This window comes from Actinoplanes campanulatus (assembly GCF_014647795.1).
In the GTDB taxonomy this organism is placed as follows: domain Bacteria; phylum Actinomycetota; class Actinomycetes; order Mycobacteriales; family Micromonosporaceae; genus Actinoplanes; species Actinoplanes campanulatus.
Genome location: NZ_BMPW01000010.1, coordinates 274,192 through 300,392 on the forward strand (window position 1 = coordinate 274,192; position 26,201 = coordinate 300,392).

At 70.2% G+C, this 26,201-nt stretch carries 26 protein-coding genes; 16 read left to right on the plus strand and 10 right to left on the minus strand.

Translation table 11 applies throughout. From position 1 onward, the window contains the following. Positions 1-4: 4 nt before the first annotated feature. The 3 genes from IEZ13_RS21165 to IEZ13_RS21175 all read right to left on the minus strand — a co-directional run bounded on the left by IEZ13_RS21165 (position 5) and on the right by IEZ13_RS21175 (position 3,757). The gene (locus tag IEZ13_RS21165; protein ID WP_229794830.1) at positions 5-1,321 is read right to left on the minus strand and encodes an ABC transporter substrate-binding protein; all 1,317 of its coding nucleotides are present in this window, start codon (positions 1,319-1,321) and stop codon (positions 5-7) included. 193 nt (positions 1,322-1,514) lie between these two features. Next, positions 1,515-2,462, minus strand: a complete 948-nt coding sequence (locus tag IEZ13_RS21170; protein WP_183225735.1) for a diacylglycerol kinase family protein — start codon at positions 2,460-2,462, stop codon at positions 1,515-1,517. A gap of 2 nt (positions 2,463-2,464) precedes the next feature. Next, positions 2,465-3,757, minus strand: coding sequence for an adenylosuccinate synthase (locus tag IEZ13_RS21175; protein ID WP_183225734.1), 1,293 nt, complete (start codon positions 3,755-3,757; stop codon positions 2,465-2,467). A 91-nt stretch (positions 3,758-3,848) separates the two neighbouring features. Here IEZ13_RS21175 and purD point away from each other — a divergent pair, with 91 nt between their 5' ends. Then, complete coding sequence (gene purD / locus IEZ13_RS21180) at positions 3,849-5,090, plus strand: phosphoribosylamine--glycine ligase (RefSeq protein ID WP_183225733.1); 1,242 nt, start codon at positions 3,849-3,851, stop codon at positions 5,088-5,090. On the opposite strand, the gene IEZ13_RS21185 is transcribed toward purD, so the two are convergent. Beyond that, positions 5,080-5,661 carry a hypothetical protein gene (locus IEZ13_RS21185; RefSeq protein ID WP_183225732.1) on the minus strand — a complete coding sequence of 194 codons (582 nt, stop codon included), beginning with the start codon at positions 5,659-5,661 and terminating at the stop codon, positions 5,080-5,082. The genes purD and IEZ13_RS21185 overlap by 11 nt on opposite strands. Positions 5,662-5,833: 172 nt before the next feature. Between IEZ13_RS21185 and IEZ13_RS21190 the strand changes: the two genes are divergently transcribed. Next, positions 5,834-6,985 carry a sensor histidine kinase gene (locus tag IEZ13_RS21190; RefSeq protein ID WP_183225731.1) on the plus strand — a complete coding sequence of 384 codons (1,152 nt, stop codon included), beginning with the start codon at positions 5,834-5,836 and terminating at the stop codon, positions 6,983-6,985. Next, a complete protein-coding gene (locus IEZ13_RS21195; protein ID WP_183225730.1) occupies positions 6,982-7,629 on the plus strand; it encodes a response regulator in 648 nt (215 codons plus the stop codon). Before IEZ13_RS21190 ends, IEZ13_RS21195 begins: the two co-directional genes overlap by 4 nt. A gap of 3 nt (positions 7,630-7,632) precedes the next feature. On the opposite strand, the gene IEZ13_RS21200 is transcribed toward IEZ13_RS21195, so the two are convergent. Then, the gene (locus IEZ13_RS21200) at positions 7,633-8,082 is read right to left on the minus strand and encodes an SCP2 sterol-binding domain-containing protein (protein ID WP_183225729.1); all 450 of its coding nucleotides are present in this window, start codon (positions 8,080-8,082) and stop codon (positions 7,633-7,635) included. Positions 8,083-8,213: 131 nt separating this feature from the next. On the opposite strand from IEZ13_RS21200, the gene IEZ13_RS21205 reads away from it, so the two are divergent. From IEZ13_RS21205 to purB, 3 genes are read left to right on the plus strand one after another with little or no spacing between them, the layout of a single operon-like run. Continuing rightward, a complete protein-coding gene (locus IEZ13_RS21205) occupies positions 8,214-8,735 on the plus strand; it encodes an ArsR/SmtB family transcription factor (protein WP_183225728.1) in 522 nt (173 codons plus the stop codon). Beyond that, on the plus strand, positions 8,732-9,967 hold the full coding sequence (locus IEZ13_RS21210; RefSeq protein ID WP_183225727.1) for an MFS transporter: 1,236 nt from the start codon (positions 8,732-8,734) through the stop codon (positions 9,965-9,967). Before IEZ13_RS21205 ends, IEZ13_RS21210 begins: the two co-directional genes overlap by 4 nt. Then, positions 9,964-11,385, plus strand: a complete 1,422-nt coding sequence (purB, locus tag IEZ13_RS21215; protein WP_183225726.1) for an adenylosuccinate lyase — start codon at positions 9,964-9,966, stop codon at positions 11,383-11,385. Before IEZ13_RS21210 ends, purB begins: the two co-directional genes overlap by 4 nt. 45 nt (positions 11,386-11,430) lie before the next feature. Here the strand turns inward: purB and IEZ13_RS21220 are convergent, their stop codons facing one another. Then, entirely contained in the window at positions 11,431-12,108 is a 678-nt protein-coding gene (locus tag IEZ13_RS21220; RefSeq protein WP_183225725.1) for a S1 family peptidase, read from the minus strand. A gap of 258 nt (positions 12,109-12,366) precedes the next feature. Here IEZ13_RS21220 and purS point away from each other — a divergent pair, with 258 nt between their 5' ends. From purS to purL, 3 genes are read left to right on the plus strand one after another with little or no spacing between them, the layout of a single operon-like run. Next, complete coding sequence (gene purS / locus IEZ13_RS21225; RefSeq protein WP_183225724.1) at positions 12,367-12,618, plus strand: phosphoribosylformylglycinamidine synthase subunit PurS; 252 nt, start codon at positions 12,367-12,369, stop codon at positions 12,616-12,618. Beyond that, a complete protein-coding gene (gene purQ, locus IEZ13_RS21230; protein ID WP_183225843.1) occupies positions 12,615-13,316 on the plus strand; it encodes a phosphoribosylformylglycinamidine synthase subunit PurQ in 702 nt (233 codons plus the stop codon). The genes purS and purQ overlap by 4 nt, the downstream gene beginning before the upstream one ends. A 32-nt stretch (positions 13,317-13,348) precedes the next feature. Beyond that, a complete protein-coding gene (purL, locus tag IEZ13_RS21235; protein ID WP_229794853.1) occupies positions 13,349-15,799 on the plus strand; it encodes a phosphoribosylformylglycinamidine synthase subunit PurL in 2,451 nt (816 codons plus the stop codon). Between the two features lie 61 nt (positions 15,800-15,860). On the opposite strand, the gene IEZ13_RS21240 is transcribed toward purL, so the two are convergent. After that, complete coding sequence (locus tag IEZ13_RS21240) at positions 15,861-17,471, minus strand: carboxypeptidase-like regulatory domain-containing protein (RefSeq protein WP_183225722.1); 1,611 nt, start codon at positions 17,469-17,471, stop codon at positions 15,861-15,863. 312 nt (positions 17,472-17,783) lie between these two features. Between IEZ13_RS21240 and IEZ13_RS21245 the strand changes: the two genes are divergently transcribed. The 5 genes from IEZ13_RS21245 (at position 17,784) to amcA (ending at position 22,606) form a co-directional block, all read left to right on the plus strand. After that, positions 17,784-18,146 (plus strand): sterol carrier family protein, encoded by a 363-nt coding sequence (locus IEZ13_RS21245; protein WP_183225721.1) that lies wholly within the window; start codon positions 17,784-17,786, stop codon positions 18,144-18,146. 97 nt (positions 18,147-18,243) lie between these two features. Further along, positions 18,244-19,854, plus strand: a complete 1,611-nt coding sequence (purF, locus tag IEZ13_RS21250; RefSeq protein WP_183225720.1) for an amidophosphoribosyltransferase — start codon at positions 18,244-18,246, stop codon at positions 19,852-19,854. Positions 19,855-19,887: 33 nt separating this feature from the next. After that, on the plus strand, positions 19,888-21,039 hold the full coding sequence (gene purM / locus IEZ13_RS21255) for a phosphoribosylformylglycinamidine cyclo-ligase (RefSeq protein WP_183225719.1): 1,152 nt from the start codon (positions 19,888-19,890) through the stop codon (positions 21,037-21,039). Positions 21,040-21,306: 267 nt separating this feature from the next. After that, positions 21,307-22,410: a cyclophane-forming radical SAM peptide maturase AmcB gene (gene amcB, locus IEZ13_RS21260; RefSeq protein ID WP_306421537.1), complete on the plus strand. Its 1,104-nt coding sequence runs from the start codon at positions 21,307-21,309 to the stop codon at positions 22,408-22,410. Beyond that, complete coding sequence (gene amcA, locus IEZ13_RS21265) at positions 22,379-22,606, plus strand: multiple cyclophane-containing RiPP AmcA (protein ID WP_183225717.1); 228 nt, start codon at positions 22,379-22,381, stop codon at positions 22,604-22,606. The genes amcB and amcA overlap by 32 nt, the downstream gene beginning before the upstream one ends. Positions 22,607-22,730: 124 nt before the next feature. Here amcA and IEZ13_RS21270 read toward each other — a convergent pair whose 3' ends face one another. Both IEZ13_RS21270 and IEZ13_RS21275 read right to left on the minus strand, forming a co-directional pair. Continuing rightward, on the minus strand, positions 22,731-22,964 hold the full coding sequence (locus IEZ13_RS21270; protein WP_183225716.1) for a DUF3073 domain-containing protein: 234 nt from the start codon (positions 22,962-22,964) through the stop codon (positions 22,731-22,733). Between the two features lie 181 nt (positions 22,965-23,145). Then, complete coding sequence (locus tag IEZ13_RS21275) at positions 23,146-24,210, minus strand: Glu/Leu/Phe/Val family dehydrogenase (protein WP_183225715.1); 1,065 nt, start codon at positions 24,208-24,210, stop codon at positions 23,146-23,148. Between the two features lie 150 nt (positions 24,211-24,360). On the opposite strand from IEZ13_RS21275, the gene IEZ13_RS21280 reads away from it, so the two are divergent. Both IEZ13_RS21280 and IEZ13_RS21285 read left to right on the plus strand, forming a co-directional pair. Next, on the plus strand, positions 24,361-25,200 hold the full coding sequence (locus IEZ13_RS21280; RefSeq protein ID WP_183225714.1) for a DUF8083 family protein: 840 nt from the start codon (positions 24,361-24,363) through the stop codon (positions 25,198-25,200). A 281-nt stretch (positions 25,201-25,481) separates the two neighbouring features. After that, positions 25,482-25,691, plus strand: a complete 210-nt coding sequence (locus tag IEZ13_RS21285) for a BldC family transcriptional regulator (RefSeq protein WP_014687221.1) — start codon at positions 25,482-25,484, stop codon at positions 25,689-25,691. Positions 25,692-25,822: 131 nt separating this feature from the next. On the opposite strand, the gene IEZ13_RS21290 is transcribed toward IEZ13_RS21285, so the two are convergent. After that, a complete protein-coding gene (locus tag IEZ13_RS21290) occupies positions 25,823-26,194 on the minus strand; it encodes a PPOX class F420-dependent oxidoreductase (RefSeq protein ID WP_183225713.1) in 372 nt (123 codons plus the stop codon). Positions 26,195-26,201 lie beyond the last annotated feature (7 nt).

A 26,201-nucleotide genomic window follows, 5' to 3' on the forward strand; every position in this document is an offset into this window, starting at 1 on the left:
TCCGTCAGGACTTCGCGGCGATCTCCTTCATTTCCTTCTTGGCGTCGGCGATGACCGCGTCGAGGTCGTCGTCGGAGTAGTAGGCGCGCTGGAGCATCTTGAGCCAGGGGCCCTGCGGCGAGTTGATCTGCTCGAAGAAGGTCAGCGTGTACGGCGTGCGCCCGACGGTCAGCGCCTTCGCCACGTCCTGGACCAGCGGCTCGGCCTGGAAGTACTTGTTGTCGACCATGTCGCTGCGCGTGGTCAGGTTCAGCGCCTTCGCGTACACCTCGACCTGGACGTCGTCGGAGAGCAGGAACTTCATGAAGTTGACCGCGTCGTTGACCCGCTTGCTGCCCTTGGGCACCACGACGAGGTCGCCGCCGATGAACGAGGCGCTGGAGTTCGGCGCCACGCCGGGCAGCAGGGCGATGCCGAAGTCCATCCCGGGGTTCTGCTGGCGGGCGAGCGTGATGTTGAAGTTGCCGGTGCCCATCATGCCGACCTTGCCGGAGCCGAACTGGAGGTGGAACGTCTCGCCGTTCTCGGTTCGGTCGCCGTCGTGGACGTTGCCGGCCCGGACCATGTCCCGCTCGAACTGGAGCACCTGCTTCACGCCGTCGCCGACGAGCGGCTCGTCACCCGGGCCGGCCGCCTCGATCTTGGCGCCCGAGGCCCACATCAGCGGCCCGACCGTGAAGATGTTGCAGCCCGCGCAGTTGCCCGGCAGGTAGTAGCCCTTCACGTCCCCGCCCAGCGCGGTGATCTTGTCGGCATAGGACCGCAGCTCGGACAGGCTGGTCGGTGGCTCGGCCGGGTCGAGGCCCGCTCGCTTGAAGAGGTCCTTGTTGTAGAAGAGCGCCGAGACGTCGGCGTAGAGCGGGACGCCGTAGAGCCGCTGGTCGTACGTCGCGACCGTCATGTGCCCGCTGCTGGCGGTCGCGAGCTCGGGCCAGGCGCGGATCCGGTCGGTGAGGTCGACGAGCTGGCCGGCCTTCTCGAACTGGGGCGCGTAGATCAGATCCATGCCCATCAGGTCGGGCACCTGCCCGGAGGCGATGCCCTGGGCGATCTTGCCGACCATCTCGGTGTGCGGAATGTAGGTCAGTGCGATCTTGCAGTCGGGATTCTTCGTGTTCCACGCCGCGACCAGCATGTCCACCATGTCCTTGTTGCCACCCGAGCGCTCCCACATGGTGAGTTCGCCCTTGCCGGCGCAGCTGGTCGTGGCGGCCACGTTCTGCTCGGCCGTGGATTCGGTCGGCTCAGTCCCCTGGGAGCAGCCGGTGACCCCGATCATGGCCGCGACGGTCAGGAGGGACAACCGCTGACGGGTCCTCATCCCACGTGCCTCCTGTCGAGTCAGCCCCGACCCGAGTGCCGGGTTGCCGGGACCGTACCGCGCACCGCATACGTTTGCGTACATACGTTTGCTCAGTCCGCCACGACTCGTGGAACCCGACATAGACGAGAAACCGGAGAAACAGCGCGGCCCCGGTTCCGCATCGGAACCGGGGCCGCCCAGAAGGATCGCGCTAGCCCGTGAACACCGCCCAGGCTCCCGCCTCGGTCCACCACGAACGCTTGCGGCTGGTGGAACCCGCCACCCCGTCGTCGAGGAACTGCAGGTCACCCTCGCGAGGAAGCACGGACACCGCACGGCCGCGCGCCCGGCGCACCTCCACCCGGACCCTCGTGCCCTTGAAACGCTGTTTGACCACGACCGGGACCGCCACCGCGACCTCGACCCGCCCGTCGGTGGGGTCGCCCTCGGCGAGCAGCCGCAGGCCGTCGAACTCGGCGTAACCGGCCGCGTTGCCGACCACGCAGGCCAGCACCGGCTCCTCACCGTCGGTGAGCAGGGCATCGTCGACCTCGACCCGGCCACGCCACGGCACCGCCCGGCCCTCGTCGTCGGAACCGCCGAGCAGAGCGCCGTCCAGCGTCACCGAACCGCCGTCGTTGCGCAACAGGTCGAGGCGGCGGACCGGCCCGTTCATCACGGCCGCGGCCACCTCGGCCGGGGTCCGGGGGAGGCCGAGCTGGGCGGCCAGATCGCCGGAGTTGCCCGGGTCGAGCGGCAGGATCGCGAGCGGCGGGAGATCCGGCACGGTGCGGCCGGCCGCCAGGTCGGAGGGGCGCTTGCTGGGCGGCGGAGCGTACCGCCGAACCAGCCGGCGCACGACGGCGCGCAACTGGCCGTCGGTGGCGCTCGCCACCACCAGCCGCAGCTTGGTGTCCGGGTCCGGCCAGGCGAGACCGTCCGGCCGGACCGGCCCGTCGAAACGGGCCAGCACCGCGTCGATCTCCTGATCCGATCCGGCCAGCACGGTCTCCACCCGGGCGCCGGCCTCACGCAGCGCGTCCGCGCAGGCCAGCACGGGGGTACGCGGAGTCGCGCAGGCGGACGCACAGCCGCCGCACCCGGAACCGCAGCCGTCGCCCGACCCCTCGGCCAGGCTGAGGAGCACCACGTCGTACACGGTCAGTTACCGCCGAGCACCGAGTGCCGCTCGATGACCGCCTCACGGCCGGGGCCGACGCCGACGATCGAGATCCGCGCGCCGATCCGCTGCTCGACGAACTCGACGAAGTCCTGCGCCTCCTGGGGCAGGTCCTCGAACTTGCGGCAACCGGTGATGTCCTGCTTCCAGCCGGGCAGCGTCTCGAAGATCGGCTTCGCGTGGTGGAAGTCGGTCTGGTTGACCGGCATCTCGTCGTGCCGGACGCCGTTCACCTCGTACGCCACGCAGACCGGGATCTCGTCGAGCCCGTCGTAGTTGTCCAGCTTGGTCATCGCGAAGTCGGTGACCCCGTTGATGCGCTGCGCGTAGCGGCCGATCACCAGGTCCAGCCAGCCGATGCGGCGCGGGCGGCCGGTGGTGGTGCCGTACTCGTGACCGACCTCACGCAGGTAGTCGCCCCACTTGTCGTGCAGCTCGGTCGGGAACGGGCCCTCACCGACGCGGGAGGTGAACGCCTTGAGCACGGCCACCACCCGGTCGATCCGGGTCGGCGGGATGCCCGAGCCGGTGCAGGCGCCGCCGGACGTCGCGTTCGAGCTGGTCACGAACGGGTAGGTGCCGTGGTCCACGTCGAGCAGGGTGGCCTGGCCGGCCTCGCAGAGCACGACCTTGCCGCTGTCGATGGCCTGGGACAGCTCCAGGGCGGTGTCGGCCACATAGGGCCGCAGCCGGTCGACGTAGGAGAGCAGCTCCCGGACCACGTCGTCGACCTTCGCCCCGGTGCGGTTGTAGATCTTCGACAGCACCTGGTTCTTGAAGCCCAGCGCGGCCGTGACCTTCTGCCGCAGGATCGACTCGTCGAAGAGGTCCTGCACCCGGATGCCGATCCGGTTCATCTTGTCGGCGTAGGTGGGGCCGATGCCACGGCCCGTCGTGCCGATCCGGCGCGAGCCGAGGAACCGCTCGGTGACCTTGTCGAGGGTCCGGTTGTACGACGCGATGACGTGCGCGTTCGCGCTGATCCGGAGCCGGGAGGTGTCGATGCCGCGGGCCTCCAGGCCGTCGATCTCCTGGAACAGCACGTTGAGGTCGACGACGACACCGTTGCCGATCACCGGTACGACGTTCGGGGAGAGGATCCCGCTCGGAAGGAGGTGGAGCGCGTACTTCTCGCCGTCGATGACGACGGTGTGGCCCGCGTTGTTGCCACCGTTGAACTTGACCACGTAGTCCAGCCGGTCGCCCAGCAGGTCCGTGGCTTTGCCCTTGCCCTCGTCGCCCCACTGGGCGCCGACCAACACGATCACCGGCACTTTGAGTGTTGCCTTTCCCCAAGGTCGTACCTGGAGGAGCCCGGGTACTGCCGAAGTTTACTGGACGGTGACGCAGGTAGGATGGGCCGTCGTGCGCGTACTTCTGATCGGCTCCGGTGGGCGCGAGCACGCGCTTGCCGTCGGGCTCTCCGCCGACCCGTCCGTCGACTTCCTGGCCGCCGCGCCGGGCAACCCGGGCATCGCCCAGGTCGCCGAGCTGCATGAGGTCAAAGTCACCGATCCCGCCGCGGTCGCGGCGCTCGCCGTCGAGCTGAGCGCCGACCTGGTCGTGGTCGGCCCGGAGGCCCCGCTGGTGGCCGGTGTGGCCGACGCGGTGCGGGCCAAGGGCATCGCCTGCTTCGGTCCGTCGGCCGCGGCCGCGCGGCTCGAGGGCTCGAAGACGTTCGCCAAGGAGGTCATGACCGCGGCCGGGGTGCCGACCGCGCGCTCCTTCGCCTGCTCGGACATGGAGGCGGTCCGCGCCGCCCTCACCGAGCTGGGCGCTCCCTACGTGGTGAAGAACGACGGCCTGGCCGCCGGCAAGGGCGTCGTGGTGACCGACGACCTCGACGAGGCCCTGATCCACGCCGAGGCGTGCGGCACGGTCGTCATCGAGGAGTACCTGTCCGGTCCCGAGGTCTCGCTCTTCGTGGTCACCGACGGCACGGCGGCCGCCCCGCTGATGCCGGCGCAGGACTTCAAGCGGCTGGCCGACGGCGACGAGGGCCCCAACACCGGTGGCATGGGCGCCTACGCCCCGCTGGACTGGGCGCCGGCCGACCTCACCGAGCGGGTGCTGCGGGAGACCGTCGAGCCGACCCTGGCCGAGATGCGCAAGCGCGGCACCCCGTTCGCCGGCCTGCTCTACGTCGGACTCGCGCTCACCCCGGACGGTCCGAAGGTGATCGAGTTCAACGCCCGGTTCGGCGACCCGGAGACCCAGGTGGTGCTGGAGCTGCTGGACACCCCGCTGGCCGGGCTGCTCAACGCCGCCGCCACCGGCACCCTGGCCGAACACGGCCCGCTGCGCTGGAAGGACGGCTCGGCGATCACGATCGTCGTGGCGAGTCACAACTACCCCGGCGTCCCGCGGACCGGCGACGTCATCGAGGGGGCCGAGCGCCCGGGCGTCATCCACGCCGGCACCGCCCGCAACACCGACGGCGCGCTGGTCTCGGCCGGCGGCCGGGTGCTGAGCGTCACCGCGGCCGGCGCCGACCTGCCCGCCGCCCGCGCGGCCGCCTACGCCCTGGTCGAGGGCGTGAAGCTGGACGGCGCGCAGTACCGCACGGACATCGCCCTGCGCGCCGTCGAGGGCCGGATCACGCTGTGACGAGCGCCGGCCGTCCGGCGTCCCGCAGCAGGGCCACGGACAGCCACAGCACGCCCAGGCTGCCGGTGATAAGCCCGGAGAGGTAGAGCCACTCGGGTGCCGCGGCTCGCAGGGCCGCGGCGCTCAGGCCCACCATGTAGAGCGCGAGGGCGCCCCGGGGCAGCACTCCGGCCCGCCATGACGCGGCGCCGAAGAGCAGCACCCCGGCCAGGAAGGTCAGCGCCGCCACCAGGAAGTACGGCCGCCCCGGCCCGGTGAGCACCGCCTCCCGGGTCGCGGCGTCCTGGTATTGCAGGACCGCGTGGGTGAGGAACTCGATCGCGAACAGCCCGCTCAGGCCGAGGTGGTTCAGCGCGAAACCGGCCAGGCCCAGCCGGCCCGACTCCCGCCGCTGACACAGGTAGAGCGCGGTGAGGGTGAGCAGCAGCAGCGCGGTGGCCGGCGGGGCCAGGGCGTGGGTGAACCCGTTCTCCGGCAGAAGCCCGGCACGGCGGGCGACGGCGATCAGGGTGAGGACGCCGCCGGCCAGGCCGGTCAGGGCGGCGAGACGGTACAGATCCCGTTCGGACATTGTCGGACTCCTTCGGTATCGGACGTCGATACCGTGCCCGCCGGGCCCGGAACAGGGACAGTGCCGCGAGGCCAGGACCGGGCGGCGGGCACCCGCCGGACGGCACATGACCAATGGCCAGACCTGAGCGCCGGGCATGGGCGTGGATGCCCCGGCCACCTAGCGTGACGGTATGGCTCTCGACGCACCGCCGCTGCGCTGGATGGCCTCGCTGCTCTACGGGGCGGTGATGCTGACCGGGCTCTACTACGTCGTCGCCGGTCTGGCGCCGGACTGGTCCGGCGCCGAGCTGGCGGTCTTCGTGGGGGGCCTGCTCGCCCTGCTGGCCGTCGAGCAGTTCGACTGGCGGCGGCCCCGGTCCCGGCGCTGGGCGGTGGCTCTGCTGGTGGTCCGGATCGTGCTGCTGGAGACCGTCAACTCCGCCGATCAGGCCGGCTTCTCCCGGGCCCTCTTCGTCCTGGTGCCGTTCTTCGCGTACCTCTGGCTGGGCCGGGCCGCCGGGATCGGTCTGGCGGTGTTCTACCTGTTCGCCGCGCTGGCCCGGGCCGGCTCCGTGACCGGCGGCTGGACCGATCCCGAGGTGGTCTCCGATCTGTTCATGCTCTTCATCGGCCTGGTCCTGACGGTGGCCACCGCGGCCGTCGCGGCCGAGCAGCGGCGGAGCCGGTTGCAGGCCGAGCGGCTGGTGACCGAGCTGACCGCGACGCAGCAGCGGGTGGCCGAGTTGAGCGCCGCGAGTGAGCGCAACCGGCTGGCCCGGGACATCCACGACAGCGTCGGCCACCATCTGACCGCGGTCAGCGTCCAGCTGGCCAAGGCGGAGGCGTTCCGGGAGCGCGATCCGGAGGTGGCGGACCGGGCGGTCGCGGACGCGCGCCGGGCCACGGGACGGGCGCTCCGCGAGGTGCGGGAGTCGGTCGGCGCTCTTCGGGCCGAGCCGTTCTCCCTGGCAGCCGCCCTGTTCGCGCTGGTCGAAGGGTTGCACGAGGCGGATTTCCGGGTGGTGCTCGACGTCGGCGACGCGGAACTCGACCAGGGGCGGGCCGGGTCGGAGGCGCTCTACCGGGTCGCCCAGGAGGCGCTCACCAACGCCCGCCGGCACGCCGGGGCCGACCTGGTCCGGGTGGCGGTCCGGCGCGGTGACGACGGCGCGGTCCTGGAAGTGGAGGACAACGGCCAGGGTTTCACCCCGGACACCGCGGTCGGTGGTGGGCTCAGCGGGATGCGCGAGCGCCTGGCCGTTCTCGGCGGCAGCGTACGGGTGGAGTCGAGGCCCGGACACGGCACCCGGATCGTGGCGAGTGTCCCGGCGGGGACCCGGTGACCGCCGACGCCCCGGTGCGGGTTCTCATCGCCGACGACCAGGCGCTGATCCGGGAGGGCATCGCCTCACTGCTGGGCATCGAGCCGGGTATCGAGGTGGTCGGCACCGCGGCGGACGGCCGTGCCGCGGTGGAACTCGCCCTGGCCACGGTTCCGGACGTGGTGCTCATGGACGTACGCATGCCGGTCTTGGATGGTCTTCGAGCCGCCGAACTGCTCCGCGAGAGGCTGCCGGCCTGCCGGGTGCTGATGCTGACGACCTTCGACGACGAGGAGTACGTGCTCCGCGCGCTACGGGCCGGAACCGGCGGCTACCTGCTCAAGGACCTGCCGCCACGCGACCTGGCCCGGGCCGTTCGGTTGGCTCACTCGGGTGTCGACCAGCACGACAGCGCCGTGGTGCGCCGGCTGGTGTCGGCCCTGGACCGGGGTGAACCGGTGGCGACCCCGCGGACCGACCTGACCGAGCGCGAGCACGCGGTGCTGCGGCTGATCGCCCGGGGCGCGACGAACCGGGAGATCGCCGCGAAGCTCTTCGTGAGCGAGGGGACGGTCAAGAACCACGTCTCGCACATCCTCGCGAGGCTGGGCCTGCGGGACCGGACGCAGGCCGCGATCTACGCCCGGGACCACGGCCTGCTGTGAGGGTCAGCCCTTCGGGATGTCGAAGAGTTTCGGGATGCTGGTGGCCAGGCTCAGGTCGCCCTTCGCCTTGATCTTGCCGGTCATGAACAGCATCATCGGGTTCCCGGCGCCGGTGATGGTCTTCAGGAACGTCAGCGCGTCCATGGTCATGGCCAGCCTGGGCTGGCGGACCGGCTCGCTGGTGACGGTGCAGGTCTTGTTCTCGATCACCGTCTCGTAGGTGTCCTGGCCGTTCGGCCCGCCCGTGATGATCCAGTGCATGACGGCGGCGGTGTCCCCGGCCCGCTCCGCGCGGAAGAGCGTGGGCATCCGGTTGAACACCTCGTCCAGGATCTTGGTGCGGGTGTCGGACGCCATCACCTCGGCGATCTTCGAGTCCGGGGTGGACTTGACCAGCTGAGTGAACTCCTTCGGGCCGATCGCGGCGAGCGACTCGGGGCTGAAATCCGTCATCAGTAGTCCTTTCGGGTGATCGGCCAGGCTACCCACCGGTAACCCTAGCGAGGATGCCGGTAGCCCGTGCAGTGTGCCACTCTCAAACAACTGTTGGACAGTTGCCCCGCCGGATACATAGACTCCCCAACATGTCTTTGGGGGATGCCGAGTCCGGCGGCACGGCCGCGCTCCGAGCGCTGGCCCATCCGGTTCGCCTACAGATCATGTCCCTGCTCACCGGGGCCGCGCTGACCGCCGCCGAAGTCGCGAGGGAGCTCGGGATCACCCACGCCAACGCCAGCTATCACCTGCGCAACCTCCAGTCCGGCGGCCTGATCGCGGTGGCCGGCGAGGAGAAGATCCGCGGTGGGGTGGCAAAGCGGTACCGCTACGACACCGGCTGCTGGGGAAAGCCCGGCCCGGAGGACAAGCGGGCGCTCTACCCGGCCGCCGCCAACGAGCTGATCCGCCGCTCGGCCCAGGGCAACTGGTCCGGCACCGGGGTGCTCGGGGACGGCGAATTCTGGATCGATCCACTTAAATGGCAGGAGATCCGGGACCGGATCGCCTCCGCCCTGCGCGACCTGCACGATGCCGCCCAACCGCCGCGTACCCCCGGGACGGTCCGGACCAGCACCACGATCGCGCTCTTCGAGATGAGGTCTGAATGACCGGCCCGCTGCGACATCGAAACTTCCGGCTGCTGCTGGCCGGGCGGACCGTCAACGCCCTCGGCAACTCGATCGCGCCGATCGCCCTCTCCTTCGCCGTGCTCGACCTCACCGGCTCGGTTCGCGACCTCGGTCTCGTGGTCGGCGTCCGGACCCTGACCAACGTGCTGTTCCTGCTCTTCGGCGGGGTGCTCGCGGACCGGCTGCCGCGCGGCCTGGTGCTGGTCGGCGCCGGCCTGGCCGCGGCCGTCACCCAGGGCGTGGTGGCCGCCCTGGTGCTCACCGGCACGGCGACGATCCCGCTGCTCGTCGGGATCTCCGCGATCAATGGCGTGGTGGCCGCCCTGGCCCTGCCGGCCACCGCGGCCGTGGTGCCGCAGACCGTCCCGGCGGACGTCCTCCAGCAAGCCAACGCACTCAACCGGATGTGCTCCAACGGCGCGATGATCGCTGGCGCTCCGCTCGGTGGCGTGCTGGTCGCGACCGTGGGGCCGGGTTGGGGCATCGCCGTGGACGCGGCCACCTTCGTCGCCTCGGCCTTCTGTTTCGCCTTCCTCCGGCTGGCCGCCCGGCCGGTCTCGGCGCGGCCCGGCATCATGACGGAGCTGCGCGGCGGCTGGACCGAGTTCCGCTCCCGGGAGTGGCTGTGGGTGGTGGTGGCCTGCGCCTGCATCGGCAACGTGGCGTGGTCCGGCTCGGCGAACGTGCTGGGCCCGGTGGTCGCCGACGAGACCTTCGGCCGGACCGCGTGGGGCCTGATCCTCGCGGCGCAGACCCTCGGCATGGTTGTCGGCGCCCTGGTGGCGATCCGGCTCCGGATCCGCCGGCTGCTGCTCTTCGGGACCCTCTGCTGCGCCCTCATGACGCTGCCGATGCTGGCCCTCGGGGTCTGGCCGACCGTCCCGGTGTTGCTGATCACCGGGTTCGTCGCCGGGATCGGGCTGGAGCAGTTCGGCATCGCCTGGGACACCACGATGCAGGAGCACGTACCGTCCGACAAGCTGGCGCGGGTCTACTCCTACGACATGCTCGGCTCGTTCCTGGCCATGCCTCTCGGGCAGGTGGCGGTCGGCCCGATCGCCGAGGCCGCCGGATTGAAACCCACCCTGATCGGCTGCGCGGTGCTGATGTTCCTGTCCGTCGCCGCGATGCTGCTCAGCCGTGATGTCCGTACCCTGCGTCACCGGCTGCCGGGAGACGCCGTCCAGCCCGTGAAAGAATCAGTGCCGTGACCATCCCGAACGTGCTCGCTGCCCGGTACGCCTCCGCCGACCTCGTCACCCTCTGGTCCCCGGAGGAGAAGATCCGGATGGAGCGCAAGCTGTGGCTCGCGGTCCTGAAGGCTCAGCGTGATCTCGGCGTCGATGTTCCGGAGGGCGCCGTCGAGGCGTACGAGGCGGTGCTCGACCGGGTCGACCTGGCGTCGATCGCGGCCCGTGAGCGGATCACCCGGCACGACGTGAAGGCCCGCATCGAGGAGTTCTCCGAGCTGGCCGGGTTCGAGCAGATCCACAAGGGGATGACCTCCCGCGACCTGACGGAGAACGTCGAACAGCTCCAGATCCGGGCGTCGCTCGAGCTGATCCGGGACCGGGTGGTGGCCGCGCTGTCCCGGCTCGCGGCGCTCGCCGTCGAGCACTCCGACCTGGTGCTGACCGGTCGCTCGCACAACGTCGCGGCGCAGGCGACCACGCTGGGCAAGCGGTTCGCCTCCGCGGCGGAGGAGCTGCTGATCGCGTACGAGCGTCTCGACGACCTGATCGGCCGTTACCCGCTGCGTGGCATCAAGGGCCCGGTCGGCACCGCGGCCGACCAGCTCGACCTTCTCGACGGGTCCTTCGCTTCGTTGGAAGGCCTTGAGCAGCGTGTCGCTGAGCACCTCGGCTTCAGCCGGGTGCTGTCCAGCGTCGGCCAGGTCTACCCGCGCTCGCTCGACTTCGACGTGGTCTCGGCGCTGGCCCAGATCGTCGCCGGCCCGTCGTCGCTGGCCACCACCATCCGGCTGATGGTCGGCCAGGAGCTGGTGACCGAGGGCTTCAAGCCCGGCCAGGTCGGCTCCTCGGCGATGCCGCACAAGATGAACACCCGGTCCTCGGAGCGGGTCAACGGCCTCGCGGTGATCGTCCGCGGCTACCTGTCGATGACCGGCGAGCTGGCCGGCGACCAGTGGAACGAGGGCGACGTCTCCTGTTCCGTGGTGCGCCGGGTCGCGCTGCCGGACGCGTTCTTCGCCACCGACGGGCTCTTCCAGACGTTCCTCACGGTGCTCGACGAGTTCGGGGCGTACCCCGCGGTGATCGCCCGGGAGCTGGACCGCTTCCTGCCCTTCCTGGCCACCACGAAGGTCCTGGTCGCGGCGGTGCGCAAGGGCGTCGGCCGGGAGGTCGCGCACGAGGTGATCAAGGAGCACGCGGTCGCCGTGGCGCTGGCCATGCGGGAGAAGGGCGCCGCGGTCAACGACCTGTTCGACCGGCTGGCCGCCGACGAGCGCCTGCGGCTCTCGCGCGCCGAGATCGACACGCTGGTCGCGGACCGCGCCGCGTTCGTCGGCGCGGCCCCTGCGCAGGTCCAGGCGGTTGCCGCGCGGATCGGCGAGATCGTGGCGCAAAACCCCCAAGCGGCGGGGTACGATCCCGCGCCCATCCTCTGACGAAGGTGTGGTCCGGGCGCTCCGTGCGCCCGGACCACTCTTCTTCTAGACGCCGGCCACCGAGGTGATCCACGCCCGGTTGTAGGCGACGCTGCCGTAGTACTGCCGGCTCGTGCCGTCGGCGGTCGACGCGACACCCACCTGGGCGCCGTTGTAGACCTGCGGCCCACCCGAGTCGCCCCGCCAGGCGTTGCCGTTGACGCGGGTGCTGGCGATCGCCCGGCCGTTGTAGGCGTCGGTCGCGTTGGTCGACGTCACCGAGACCGTGGCGGTCTTCAGCGTGGTCGACGCGGAGCAGCCGGAGTAGCAGGTCATGCCCCAGCCGTAGATGCTGTTGGTGGAGCCGACCGGCGGGTACGCGCTGGACAGCGGCATGTAGCTGGTGCTCACCGAGCTGCTCAGGCGCAGCAGCGCGAGGTCGTACCGGGTGGAGCTGGACGAGACGGTCCGGGTGACGCCGCCGGAGGTCCGGTTCACGCTGCCGACGCGTACCGACATCGTCCCGCTGACGCAGTGCCGTGCGGTGAGCACGTAGTTGGCCGAGATGATCGTTCCGGAGCAGGTGAAGCTGCCGTTGCTGAAGACGGCCGCGGCCCAGGGCGCGGAGGAGACCGTGCTTCCGCCGATGATGTAGGGGGTGACCGGGTCGGCGGCCTGCGCGGCGGAGGGGGCGACCAGGGTCGCGATCACACCGGCGGTGGCGGCCAGAAGGCGAATGCGCACGTCGAGTTTCCTTTCTGGGGATCGGGTCGACGAGGTACGCGTATTGATCCAATCGAATTCGATGGATGAAACCTAGGTCGCCGGTGCCGCCGGTCTCTCAGCCCAATTGATACATATCACTGTGGGATGTCCCTGGATTCGACACGCCTTGCCTGCTCAATGACGCTCGGGTCGGCCTGCCGACACCGACCCGTGGGTCGTCGCAAGGCCTCACCAGGTAGGCTTCGGGCTGCTTACATCTATCAGTCAGGAGTGCCCGTGGCTCGCGTCGTGGTCGACGTCATGCTCAAGCCGGAGATCCTGGACCCGCAGGGTCAAGCGGTGGCCAATGCGCTGCCCCGGCTCGGCGTCACCGATGTCTCGTCTGTCCGCATCGGTCGTCGGATCGAGATCGATTTCACCGGGGAGGCCGACCTCGATCGGGCCCGGGAGATCGCCGACAAGCTGCTCGCCAACCCGGTGATCGAGGACTACGAGGTTCGCCTCGTCGAGGGCGCGGAGGTCGCCTGACCATGCGGATCGGTGTGGTCACCTTCCCTGGCTCACTGGACGACGGGGACGCCGCCCGCGCCGCCCGGATCGCCGGGGCCGAGGCCGTGCGTCTCTGGCACGGCGACCCGGATCTGCACGGGGTCGACGCGGTCGTCCTTCCCGGCGGGTTCTCGTACGGCGACTATCTGCGCTGCGGCGCCATCGCCCGGTTCGCGCCGGTGATGGAGTCCATCATCGATGCGGCACGTGGCGGTCTGCCCGTGCTCGGCATCTGCAACGGTTTCCAGGTCCTCTGCGAGGCGCACCTGCTGCCCGGCGCGCTGACCCGGAACCAGCACCTGCACTTCCGCAACCGCGACCAGTGGCTCAAGGTCGAGGCCACCGGCACCGCCTGGACCAACGGCTTCACCCCCGGTCAGGAGATCCTGATCCCGGTGAAGAACGGTGAAGGCTGCTTCGTCGCGGACACGCACACGCTCGACGCGCTCGAGGCCGAGGGCCGGGTCATCGCCCGCTACATCAAGGGCAACCCGAACGGCTCGCAGCGCGACATCGCCGGAATCACCAACGAGGCCGGCAACGTCGTCGGCATCATGCCGCACCCGGAACACGCCGTGGAGGCGCTGACCGGCCCGTCGCTCGACGGCCTCGGCTTCTTCACCTCCGTCCTGCGCAGCCTGGCGAAGGACGGTCAGCTCGCAGGGGGACAACAGTGACGACGCAGCAGAGTGGCTTCGCTGCGACCGACGTGCTCGCCACCGGCTCCGACGAGCCCGACACCGTCGAGCGGGCGGAGAAGTCCCCGGACGATCTCCAGCCCTATGGTGATCTGGGCCTGAAGGACGACGAGTACGCCAAGATCCGGGAGATCCTCGGCCGCCGGCCGACCGCCTCCGAACTGGCGATGTACTCGATCATGTGGAGTGAGCACTGCTCGTACAAGTCGAGCAAGGTGCACCTCAAGCAGTTCAGCGAGAAGGCCCCGAAGAACGTCCGGATGCTGGCCGGCATCGGTGAGAACGCCGGTGTGGTGCAGATCTCCGAGAAGATCGCGGTCACCTTCAAGGTCGAGTCGCACAACCACCCCAGCTACGTGGAGCCCTACCAGGGCGCGGCCACCGGTGTCGGCGGCATCGTCCGCGACATCCTGGCCATGGGCGCCCGGCCGGTCGCGGTGATGGACCCGCTGCGCTTCGGTGCGGCCGACCACCCCGACACCGCCCGGGTGCTGCCCGGCGTGGTGGCCGGCATCGGTGGCTACGGCAACTGCCTGGGCCTGCCCAACATCGGTGGCGAGATCGTCTTCGACCCCTGCTACCAGGGCAACCCGCTGGTCAACGCGCTGTCGATCGGTGTCCTGCCGGTCGAGCGGCTCCAGAAGAAGGAAGCCACCGGCACCGGCAACATCGTGGTGCTCCTCGGCGCGCGTACCGGCCGGGACGGCATCGGCGGTGTCTCCGTGCTGGCCTCGGCGACCTTCGACGAGGAGGCCGAGCAGCGCCGCCCGTCGGTGCAGGTCGGCGACCCGTTCATGGAGAAGCTCCTGATCGAGAGCTGCCTCGAGCTGTACGACGCCGGCCTGGTCAGCGGCATCCAGGACCTCGGCGGCGCAGGCCTCACCTGTGCCCTCACCGAGACCGCCGCGGCCGCCGGCACCGGCATGCGGGTCTGGCTGGAGCGGGTCCCGCTGCGCGAGGCGTCGATGTCGCCGACCGAGATCCTGGCCAGCGAGTCCCAGGAGCGCATGCTCCTGATCGTCACGCCGGAGAACCTGGACGCGGTGCTCAAGGTCGCCGAGAAGTGGGGCGTCTGGGCCACCGCCATCGGCGAGGTCACCGCGGCCGCCGAGGACGGCACCCCGGGCCGCCTGCACATCACCTGGAACGACCACGTCGTCGTGGACGTGCCGCCGGGTTCGCTCGCCGACGACGGCCCGGTCTACAACCGGCCGTTCCGCGAGCCGAACGACCTGATGCTGCTCCAGGCCGACCGTGCCGAGACGCTGCCCCGCCCGTCGACCGGCGACGAGCTGCGCGCCACCCTGCTGCGGATGGCCGGCTCGCCGAACCTGTGCGACAAGACCTGGGTCACCGAGCAGTACGACCGGTATGTGCTCGGCAACACGATCCTGGCCCAGCCGGAGGACTCCGGGGTGCTGCGGATCGACGAGGAGACCGGGCTCGGGGTCGCGCTGTCCGTCGACGGGAACGGGCGGTTCGCCCGCCTCGACCCGTACGAGGGCGCCCGGCTCGCGCTCGCCGAGTCGTACCGGAACGTGGCCGTCACCGGCGCCGAGCCGGTCGCGATCACCGACTGCCTCAACTTCGGCTCCCCCGAGGACCCGACCGTGATGTGGCAGTTCTCCGAGGCTTGCCGTGGTCTCGCCGACGGCTGTCTGGAGCTGGGCACCCCGGTCACCGGTGGCAACGTCAGCTTCTACAACCAGACCGGCGCGGCCGCCATCCACCCGACCCCGGTGGTCGGCGTGCTCGGTGTCTTCGACGACGTGTCCCGCCGCATCCCGATGGGCTTCCCGCCGCCCGCCAAGGCCGGCGGCGACCTGCTCTTCCTGCTCGGCGAGACCCGCGTGGAGCTGTCCGGCTCGGAGTGGGCCTGGGTGACCCACGGCCACCTCGGCGGTCGCCCGCCGAAGGTCGACCTCGCGGCCGAGCAGGCGCTCGCCAAGGTGATGGCCCAGGCCTCGCGGTCCGGGCTGGTCAGCGCGGCGCACGACCTCTCCGACGGTGGTCTGGCGCAGGTGCTGGTGGAGAGCACGCTGCGGCGCGGCATCGGCGCCAAGGTGACCTTCCCGGAGGACGGCAACTCGCCGTTCGTCCACCTGTTCAGCGAGTCCGCGGGCCGCGTGCTCGTGGCCGTGCCGCGCGGGCACGACAAGGCGTTCCTCGCCCTCGTGGCGGAGCACGGCGTGCCGGTCACCCCGCTCGGTGTCACCTCCGAGGAGCCGGCGCTCCAGGTGGAGGGCCAGTTCAGCATTCCGCTGGACGAACTGCGCGAGGTCTGGTCGTCGACGCTGCGGAACCTGTTCGGCGGCACCGCCGAGCTGATCAACCGGCACGCCGACACCGAGCCCGCCGAGCAGCCCGAGCAGGTCGAGGCGCCCGCCCCGGTCCGCTCGGTCACGCTCGAGCTGAGCCCGCAGGTGCCGGGTGGGCCGATCAACCCGTCGGCCGACGCCTGAGCAAGCCATAGAAGAAGGGCCCCGCGCGGATCGCGCGGGGCCCTTCTTCTATGCGTCCGGTTTAGTTGCCGTCCCAGTCGCGGTTCGGGCGAGGATTCCCGTACGTGCCACGCTGCTGGTCGCCGTAGCCACCCTGCTGCTGGTCGTAGCCGCCGTAGTTCCCGCCCTGCTGCTGGTCGTAGCCACCGTCGTCGTAGCCGCCGCCCTGCTGCTGCGGGTAGCCGCCCTGCTGCTGGTCGTACCCTCCGCCGTAGTTGCCGCCCTGCTGCTGGTCGTAACCGCCGGCGTCCTGACCGCCCCAGCCACCCTGGTCGCCGTAGCCACCCTGCTGGTCGTAACCGCCCTGGTCGTAGCCGCCGCCACCGTAGTTGCCACCCTGCTGCTGCGGGTAGCCGCCCGGCTCGGGCTGGTAGAGGTTGGTGTGCTCGTCGTACCGCTGCGGCTGCTCCGGCTGGTACAGGTTGGTGTGCTCGTCGTAGCGCTGCTGGCCCGGGTCGTTGTAGCCACCCTGGCCGGCCTCGTTGTAGCCACCCTGGTCGGCCGCGCCGTAACCGCCGCCCTGCTGCCCGTAGGTCTGCGTGGCGCCACCGTAGGCGCCGCCCTGGTCGGCACCCCACTGGTTACCGCCGCCGGCGAAGCCACCGCCGGCCGGCATCGGAGCGCCGTACGGGTCCGGGAACTCGTCCTCGACCGGCGGCCGGTGGATCATCGTGGGGGCGTCGGCCAGGCTGCCGCCGCGCTGAGCACCCATGCCGCCCGCCGGAGCGACCATCGTGGCGTCGCCGCCGCGGCCACCGCCGACCGGCGCGGCCACCCGGGTGGCGTCGAAGCCACCGGCCGCCGCCGGGACGGCCTTGCCGAGGCCGGTGTCCGAGCCGAGCTCGTTCGCGTTCTTACGCCGCATCCAGACCAGCACCATGGCGCCGATACCGGCGGCCACCAGCAGCACACCCATGATGATGAGCAGCCAGTTGCTGCCCTCTTCCTCGGTGTTGGAGGCGTTGTCCAGCCCCTGGTCGACCAGCGGCGCCGTGGTCTGGCCGGGCGCCTCCTCGGTGATCTCCTCCTCCGGCGCGGCACTCGTCGAGGTGCTCGCGGCCGGGGTCGGGGAGGTGGTCTCCGCGGCGACCTTCTTGATGGTCAGCGGCACGTTGACGGTCCGGCCGGCGGTGCCCTCCACCCGCACCGTGGTGGACTCGTAGCCGTCCTTGGCCGCGCCCACCGTGATCGAGCCGGCCGCGATCGGCTCGGCGTCCGACGAGGAGAAGGCGTAGCCGCCGTCGCTGCCCGTGGTGGTGCTGTACGAGTGGCCCGCGCTGTCCTGGATCGCGACCTGCACACCGGAGACCCGGGCGCCGCCGTCGTCCTTGATGCGGCCGCTGACCTGGCGGACGTTGGTCGGCGCCGCGGGCCCGTTGACGGTGATCGTCTCGGAGGCGGTGCCGGTCTCGCCGTTCAGCGTGGCGGTCACGGTGACCGTGATGGAGCGTTTCTGCCCGGCGCTCACGGTCGGCGCGGTGAGCGTGGCGTCGAAGTCCTCGGTGGCGTCGGGCTGAATCGGCTGGCCTGAGGGACTGCATTGACCGGTGCAGCTCATGCCGCTGACCTTGATGGAGGCCCGGTTGTCACCCTGCTGATCTTCGCCCCCGGGGTTACGCACGGTGTACTGCATGGTTACAGTACTTCCAGAGTCGACCTCGGTATTCGAGAGCTGGATCTGGATGTCTGGGGGGTCAGCCAGGGCAGGAGATTGCACACCGGCCACCAAGCCGGCGGCCAGCGCCAGGAACGCACCGGCCTGGGCCGTCCGGGCTCGTAGGTGCGTGGTCACGTCCACCGCCTTCCGGTCGCGCGGTTCCCGGTTTCGGGTGCCCGGTGAGATCCCGCGACGTGTACACCGTCGGCAACTATGCCTTGTCATACGTCACTCGCGCGACCCAGGGCGGTGTGCCGTTGTCGGCAGACCGGGTCGTATTGTCCTGACATGTCACCTGCGCACAATAATTCCGAGTCGGTGGCGGAGGCGTTGGACGCGCTGGACCGGGGTGTCGAACCCGGCCGCGTGGTCCTCCGTGACGCGGTGCGAGCACTGCTGACCGAGTTGTCCCGCCGAGCGCCTGGCCGTTCGGTGGAGGTGCGAATTCCACCTTTCGGCGCGATTCAGTGCGTTGCCGGTCCGCGGCACACCCGCGGCACACCGCCCAATGTGGTCGAAACGGATCCGATGACCTGGCTGCTCCTGGCTTCCGGGCGTCTCGACTGGCCGGCCGCGGTCGCAGACGGGCGCCTCCGGGCCAGCGGGGTAAGGACCGATCTCACCGAGTACCTGCCGCTCATCGGTCGATGAGCCCGGGTGCCCTCCCCTCCGGCTCGCGTACACTGGGCGGTCGGACGGACCAGCGAGTTCGCGGTCCGTGCAGACCCTGACATGAGGGAGCGAGCAGGTGCCCCGAGGCGACGGCCGATTGACCGACGATCTCGACCCCCAGGAGCGCGGCCCCCAGGATGCCTGCGGCGTCTTCGGCGTCTGGGCCCCCGAGGAAGAGGTCGCGAAACTCACCTACTTCGGGCTCTACGCACTTCAGCACCGCGGCCAGGAGGCAGCCGGCATCGCGGTGAGTGACGGCTCCGGCGTGGTGGTCTACAAGGACATCGGCCTGGTCTCTCAGGTCTTCGACGAGCCGACCCTGGCCAGCCTGCGGGGCCACCTCGCGATCGGCCACGCACGCTACTCCACGACCGGCGGCTCCAACTGGGAGAACGCGCAGCCCACCATCCGGGCGACCTCGGCCGGCACGACGATCGCGCTGGCCCACAACGGCAACCTGGTCAACACCGCCGAGCTGGCCAAGGAGGTCGCCGCCCGCGGCCTCGAGGTGGGCGACGCCACCTCCGACACCGCCCTGGTGACCACCCTTCTGGCCGGTCGCCCCGACCTTTCGGTCGAGGCCGCGGCGCTCGAGCTGCTGCCGACTCTGCGGGGCGCCTTCAGCTTCGTCTTCATGGACGAGCACACGCTGTACGCGGCTCGCGATCCGCAGGGTGTCCGGCCCCTGGTGCTGGGCCGGATGGAGCGCGGCTGGGTGGTCGCGAGCGAGACCGCCGCGCTGGACATCACCGGCGCCAGCTTCGTCCGTGAGGTCGAGCCGGGCGAGATCATCGCGATAGACGAGCACGGTCTGCGGTCCAGCCGGTTCGCCGCCCCGGAGCCCAAGGGCTGCCTCTTCGAGTATGTGTACCTCGCCCGCCCGGACACCACGATCGCCGGCCGCAACATCTACTCGGCCCGCGTCGAGGTCGGCCGCAAGCTGGCCAAGGAGCACCCGGTCGCGGCGGACCTGGTGATCGGCGTGCCCGAGTCCGGCATTCCCGCCGCTATCGGGTATGCGGAAGCCTCCGGTATCCCGTACAGCGCCGGTTTCATGAAGAACGCGTATGTCGGCCGGACCTTCATCCAGCCGTCGCAGACCATCCGGCAGCTCGGCATCCGGCTGAAGCTGAACCCGCTGCGCGAGGTGGTCCGCGGCAAGCGGATCGTCGTGGTCGACGACTCGATCGTCCGCGGGAACACCCAGCGCGCCCAGATCCGGATGCTGCGTGAGGCCGGCGCCCTCGAGGTGCACGTGCGGATCTCCTCGCCGCCGGTGAAGTGGCCGTGCTTCTACGGCATCGACTTCGCCACCCGGGCCGAGCTGATCGCCAACGGCCTGGAGATCGACGGGATCCGCCGCTCGATCGGCGCCGACAGCCTCGGTTACGTCTCGCTGGACGGACTCGTCCAGGCGACCGAGCAGCCGAAGTCCCGGCTCTGCATGGCCTGCTTCGACGGGGAGTACCCGATCGAGCTGCCGGCCGGCGACCTGATCGGCAAGCACGTCCTGGAGGGGGTCGGCCGGCGTGCCAGCATGCCGGGCGCCACGAAGGAGGCGGCCACGGCCGCGGTCGCCGACCTCGAGTCCGACTACGAGACCCGCGAGTATGCGGGCGACGATCGGACGGCATCGGCGCCGCTGGTCGCCAGCCCCGGCGGCGCGAACGCGCTGCACCACCCGTGATATCAGTTTCACAGAACCGCTAAGGGGAGAACCGTGACGCACGTGTCCGAGCGCAGCAGTGCCGGATCCAACGGCGCCGAAGGAGGCGACCGTCAGCTGTGGACGGCCGGCTCCGGCCGGGGCGCGCGCAAGCGCCCGGCCACGTACGCGGAAGCGGGTGTCTCCATCCACGCCGGCGACCGGGCCGTCGAGCTGCTCAAGTCCAAGGTGAAGAAGACCTCCCGGCCCGAGGTGATCGGTGACCTGGGCGGCTTCTCCGGCCTGTTCCGGCTGAACACGGCGAAGTACAAGAGCCCGATCCTGGCCTCCTCCACCGACGGCGTGGGCACCAAGCTGGTCATCGCCCAGCAGCTCGACATCCACGACACGATCGGCATCGACCTGGTCGCCATGGTCGTGGACGACCTGGTGGCCTGCGGCGCGGAGCCGCTGTTCCTGCTCGACTACATCGCCTGCGGCGAGGTCGTCCCGGACAAGGTCGCCGAGATCGGTGCCGGCATCGCCGACGGCTGCCGGTACGCCGGCTGTGCCCTGCTGGGCGGCGAGACCGCCGAGCACCCGGGCGTGCTGCGCCCGGACGAGTACGACGTCTCCGCCACCGGCGTCGGCGTGGTCGAGGAGAGCGAGATCCTCGGCAAGGAGCGGGTCGAGCTGGGCGACGCGATCATCGCGATGCGCTCGTCCGGTCTGCACTCCAACGGCTACTCGCTGGTCCGGCACGTGCTGCTGGGCGCCGGCCGGATGCGGCTGGACACCGTGGTCGACGACTTCGGCACGCAGCGCACCCTGGGTGAGGAGCTGCTCACCCCCACCAAGATCTACGCCAAGGACTGCCTCGGCCTGATCGAGGAGACCGAGGTCCGGGCGTTCTCGCACGTCACCGGCGGCGGCATCCCCGGCAACCTGAACCGGGTCCTCCCCGACACCATGGACGCCGTGGTGGACCGTTCGACGTGGCGCCCGCAGCCGATCTTCGACCTGATCCAGGCCAAGGGCCGGATCGAGGACACGGAGATGGAGGCCACCTTCAACATGGGCGTCGGCATGTTCGCGGTCGTCTCCTCCGACGACGCGGACCGTGCGATGGCGTACCTGACCGGCCGCGGCGTCGAGGCGTGGCAGGTGGGCGAGGTCGTCGAGGGCACCGGTGAAGTGCAGATGATGAGCTCGTACACCCGCGGCTGACTGCCAGGTATTTCTGGTTGGTAACAGTCCGAGCGTGAAATGATCCGCGTGTGTCGATGTCCGGCACATGCGGATCTTTCGCGTTCTGGTGGACTGGGTGCCCTAACCTGACCGGGCGGCTAGCGCCGCACGGTCCGACCCGGGCGGCTGGCGCCGCACGGGTCACTGGCTCAAGGTTTTCCAACGGGGCGAGCTGAGTGCGTTTGTCAGCGGTCACCGGTGGAGGCCGGACGGAGGTGCGTGACCATGGCGGTCGCGTGGAGCGGGATGCGGGGCGTCTCGGCGGAGCCTGGGTACGTTGTCATGCAGCCCACTACGCTCTGCAATCTGGCGTGCGACTACTGCTACCTGCCGTTCCGGCGGGAGAACCGGAAGATGCCGGTCGCGGTGGCCGAGGCGGTGGCGGCCGGAGTCGCCGGCTTCGCGCGTACCGGGAGGTTCTCGGTCGTGTGGCACGGGGGTGAGCCGCTCGCGGCGGGCCGGGACCACCTGGCCGCGCTGTTCGCGCCGTTCGGCGCGGGTGTCGAGCATCATGTGCAGACCAACGCCACCCTGATCGACGACGACTGGTGCGAGTTCTTCACCGAGCACGACGTCCGCGTCAGCGTCAGCGTGGACGGGCCGCGCCGGCGTAACGGTGACCGGGTGGACCGGGGCGGCAAACCCGCCTACGACCTGATCGTCCGCGGCATCGACCGGCTGCGCGCCCACGGCATCCCGTTCTCCACCCTGTGCGTGGTCGGTGATCCCGGTCCCGGCGTCGCCACCGAGCTGTACGAGTACTTCCTCGGCCTGGGCTGCGAGGTGCTCGGCATAAACGTGGAGGAGTTGGAGGGCGTCAACACCCGGCTGAACCGGCACGATCCGGCCGCGGTGAGCGCCTTCTGGGCCGAGCTGGTCGGAGCGTGGCGCCGCGATCCGCGGATCCACCTGCGGGAGGTCGAGTGGTCGCTGCGCTACGCCGCCGCGGTCCTCGACGGCAGCGCCGACGAGTTGCTCCCACGCCGGCACGACCCGATCCCGACGATCGCCCACGACGGGTCGGTGATCCTGCTCTCGCCCGAGCTGGCCGGCTTCCACGACCCGCGGTACGGCGACTTCACCAGTGGCAACGTGCTGACCACCCCGTTGCCGGAGATCCTGGCCGGCGCCACCGGGACGCCCTGGATCCAGGAGTTCCTCCGCGGTGTCGAGGCATGCCGAGGCGCCTGCCCCTACTTCGGCTTCTGCGGTGGCGCACACGCCGCCAACCGGTACTTCGAACACGGCAGGTTCGACGTCACCGAGACGGACCACTGCCGGAACAGCAAGATTCGCCTATTGGAGGGAGTGCTGGACCATGCCCGAGATCACGAGCCCACGGCTGTCTGACGGCGTGGAGACGGATCCGGTGACGGCACGGGTGCACGACACCCGAGCCGGACTGGCCGCGCTCATCGCGGAGGCGGAAGAGGCCCGCAGGCAGCGCGCCGAGGAGACGCCGCAGGATGGCGGATCGGCGGTCTGCGCCTGGAACCACTTCGAGAACATTCCTACGTTCTACAACTGGAACAACCGGCCACGCTGACGCGTGATTCGGTCGAAGCCCACGCGGAGAGAGCCCGCGTGGGCTTCGTTGTCAACCGTAGGAATCGTGACCACGTGACACACCGGAGCACGCGGTCAATCCGCGTGCTCTGTGCCAAACGGGGTCAGCGCCGCCTTGTCGGCGACCAAGGGTCCTGGTCCCAGGTGTCCTGGTCGTCGTCCGCAGCGTCGTCCTCGTCATCGTCGACGAACTCGTCGTTGTCGTCGTCGAAGTGACGGTCCGATTGGCGGGCACCCGCCAATTCGCGCTGCAAGGCGGTGAGGTCGGTGTTCGGGGAGTGATACTTCAACTCCCGGGCCACCTTCGTCTGCTTGGCCTTAGCACGGCCGCGCCCCATGGCTCGACCCCCTCGCACAGAATTCGGGGCAGCCCGAAGGCGGTCCCCGATGACGTCAGGCATCTCTCGTGGGTCTTACGGTACATGGACGATGGCGCGTTCGGCACCTCGGGTTGCGTGTGACACTGCCGCGCGTCGCGGATGAGCTTCTCCAGCGGCGCGCGGCAGGCCCTCGAAGTCCTCAGCCGAGGTAGATCGAGCGGAGGCGGCCGACCTCCGCCATCCGCCGCTCAGCGAGCCGGTCGGCGGCGATCGCGGGCGGCACACCCTCGTCGCCGGCGAGCTGAAGGATGCGCCCGGTGGTCTCGAAGATCCCGGTGGCCCGCAGCTTGGCCCGCTCGAAGTTGAAGCCCTGGATCTCGTCGGCCACCTGGATGACGCCGCCGGCGTTCACCAGATAGTCCGGGGTGTAGAGGATGCCGCGGTCCTCCAGCAGCTTGCTGACGCCGGGGTGGGCCAGCTGGTTGTTGGCCGCGCCGGTCACCACCCGGGCCCGCAGCACCGGGACCGTGTCGTCGTTCAGCGCGCCGCCGAGGGCGCACGGGGCGTAGACGTCGATGTCCGAGGTGATCAGGGCGGTCGTGTCCGGCACCAGCGTGATCTGCGGGTGGGTGGTGCGGGCCCAGGTGCGGGCGGCCTCGCTGACATCGGTTGCGACCACCGCGGCGCCGTCGTCGAGCAGGTGCCCGCACAGGTACCGGCCGACCTTGCCGAGACCGGCGACACCGACCGTGCGGCCCCGCAGCGACGGGGTGCCCCAGGTGTGCTCGGCGGCGGCGCGCATGCCCTGGAAGACGCCCCAGGCGGTGAGCACCGAGGAGTCGCCGGCGCCACCGTGCTCCACGCTGCGGCCGGTCGCGTACCGGGTCTCGCGGGCGACCACGTCCATGTCCTGCACGTAGGTGCCGACGTCGCAGGCGGTGTAGTAGCGGCCGTTCAGGGACTCGACGAACCGCCCGTACGCCCGGAGCAGCGCCTCACTCTTCAGCCGGGCCGGGTCGCCCCAGATGACCGCCTTGCCGCCGCCCAGGTCCAGTCCGGCCAGGGCGTTCTTGTAGGCCATGCCGCGGGAGAGGTTGAGCACGTCGGCGAGGGCGTCCGACTCGCACTCGTACGGGTAGAAGCGGGTGCCGCCGAGCGCGGGACCGAGCGCCGTGGAGTAGATGCCGATGATCGCCTTCAGGCCGGTCTCCCGGTCCTGACAGAAGACGACCTGTTCGTGCCCATTGGCGTCAAACACGTCCATGGTTGGACTCCTGATCTCTTGCGAGGCCTTCGTGGGGCCATGTTCCCGGCGGGGTTGAGCCGGTCACCAGGAGCGTAGTCGTGCGAATGGCGCGGCGATTACGTCCGTGCGGGAAGTTCCACACGGCCGATTTCGTGAAAGGATCGCGCCGTGCCGTCACTGTTCGCGTCGTACCTACGGGTTTACGAGCCACTGACCGCCTTCGACCGGGAGCGGCAGGTCTTCTGGCGTGAGTACGCGCGGGAGGGCCGCGACCTGGGCCTCGTGGAGGGCCCGGCCCGCCAGCGCACCGCCGTGCTGGAGGCGCTCGGCGCCGGCTGGACCCGGCTGCCCGACCTGCCCGACGAGGCCTATGTCCTGGAGTGGGACGGCGCCGTTCTGGTCTGTCCGTGGAACCTGCGCCTGCGGGTGGCCGAGGCCGCGCTGAACGCGCGTGACGGTGTGCCGGCCGTGCTGGCCGACGCCTTCGTGCCGCCGGTGCTGGCCGGTCAGGCGAAGGCGGTGGTGGAGGACTGGCGCAGCGGCGCCAAGGTCCTCGAGCAGGGCGTGCCCCGGGTGCACGAGCAGATCTCCACGTGGGGTGTGCCGTTGCGCTGGTTCGCCTTCGTCGACCTGGAGGAGCGGGAGATCTCGCTGGCCAGCCGGCGGCGGGTGCTGCGCTACCGGACCGAGATCTCGAAGGCGCGGCGCCGTGCCCACCGGGCGGTCTCGGTGCTGCGCAAGTCGCTGGGCGACGCGCCGATCACCGAGGCGGTCGAGGAGGGCACTCGCTGGCTGGAGGAGTTCCATCCACGGTCGGTGGTGGAGCTCGACTACGGCGGGCTCGTCAACCTCCTCCCGGAGGACAGCCTGACAGCGGACGATTCCCCCGGACTGGTGGCAGCCGGACTTTCGGCACTTTCTCGCGGTGACGCTGAGTCAGCAACCGAGGCATATGAGGACCTGGTGGCGCGCTGGCGTGTCGTCCAACTTCTTGAACGGTGCAATTGACCTGCGGAAATGGGACAGACGGGCACGTAACTCTGCCCGTGGAAGCGCTCCCGAAGCGAGCACTCTTCGTAATCACTGCTGGGCGAAGCGTGATAATCGGACTAAACGAGACACTATCTGGCGTAGAAAACACGCAAAAATCGGGCATGCTTCATCCGTCTATCTGGGGACGTTCGTCCGTTCGGCCCATGTCGGACATCGGGGACTAGCCGGACCATGAGAGACGCACCGGCCGGCGGGACCCCGGCCGATGTTTTTAGGCACCTGTGGAGGAGTGACCGATGGCATCGCGTACGCACGATCCTGAGCCGCTACTAACGCCGGCCGAGGTGGCGTCGATGTTCCGTGTCGACCCGAAGACCGTGACTCGGTGGGCGAAGGCGGGCAAGCTCAGCGCAATTCGCACGTTGGGTGGCCACCGTCGCTACCGGGAGTCGGAGGTTCGTGCCCTGCTGCAGGGGCAGATTCCCACGCAGCGCCAGGGCGACTGACCCAGTCGACCGAAAATCGTTGCAAGGGGCGAACGCTGGGGAAGGCGATCGCCCCTTCTTCGTTGGAAGCCTTTGTTTTGAAGGCGCCGGCATTCGTCGGCGCCTTCTTCCTTTTCCGGGGTACGGGGAAGTCAGTCGACCAATACGGCGACAGTGCCGTCGATGCCGCGCCGCAGTCGGCTGCCGAGCATGGTCAGCCGTCCGACGATTCCGTACTTCTTCTTGATGCCCTCGCCGACGCGCAGCCGGTCGTCGTGGTCGCCGATCCGCGCGGTCGCCTCGATCGCCTCGCCGGTGGGGTTGCCCCGCATGTCGCAGGCGGCCACCGTGACCCGCCCGCTGTTGCGGATCCGCTTCAGCTTTCCGCTGCCCGCCACGGTCCAGAAGCCCAGACCGGAACCGTCGCGTATCACCCACAGCGGGGTCGACACCGCCCGCCCGTCCCGGCGGAACGTGGTGAGCAGGACGTACTTCTCCGAGCCTAGTTGCTCCAGTGCGGCCATGCGTCAA